Raw genomic sequence first — 615 nt, forward strand, 5'->3', positions numbered from 1 at the left:
GGCGGCCCGTGGAGACGGCGTTGGCGGCCACGGCCGCGTCGAAGTCGCCGTCCTCGCCGCGCCGCACGGCGCTGTGCAGTACGTGGGTGAAGTCCGTGGGCAGGCCGTCGAGGGCCGCCGGCGAGGTGTCGTTCATGTCCCAGTACCGGGTGGTGATGGAGCGCTCGGCGAGGGCGTGCGCCACGCCCGGGGTGCCGAAGCGGCCCAGGCACCACACCTCGTTGCGCTCGGCCAGCGCCTCGGCCACCGGCCGCGCCACCTGCCCGGTACCGCCTGTGACCAGGATCTTCTTGCCTTCCACCGGTTCTCCTCGGGTTGGTTCGATTTGTCGTGCGCGACCGGCCACGGTCCCGGGTCGGGGCCGCAGGGCGCGCGCGAGGGCGCGCGGCCGTCTCACGGGCTCCCCTCGCCGAGCGCGTGGTCGAGTTCGCGGCGCAGGATGGCCTGGAAGGTGGCGACGTGGCGCGGGCCGAGCATCGTGTAGTGCTCGCCGGGCACCTCGATGTAACGATTCTGCGAGCGGGTGTGCTCGTCCCAGCGGCGTAGCTCGCGCGCCAACCAGTCCTCCTTGGTGCCACGCAGCGGTACGGCGTAGAAGACCGTCATGGACCGCAC

2 protein-coding genes are annotated in these 615 nt (G+C 72.7%); both read right to left on the reverse strand.

All coding sequences use genetic code 11. The features are described from left to right. Positions 1–301 (reverse strand): NAD-dependent epimerase/dehydratase family protein (locus tag KUM32_RS37115; RefSeq protein ID WP_374227597.1); only part of this gene is annotated, 301 nt, incomplete at its 3' end. 92 nt (positions 302–393) lie between these two features. Next, positions 394–615, reverse strand: a 222-nt coding sequence (locus tag KUM32_RS37120) for a hypothetical protein (RefSeq protein WP_217146264.1), incomplete at its 5' end; no start/stop codon positions are given.

The organism is Streptomyces sp. AC627_RSS907, from assembly GCF_019049165.1.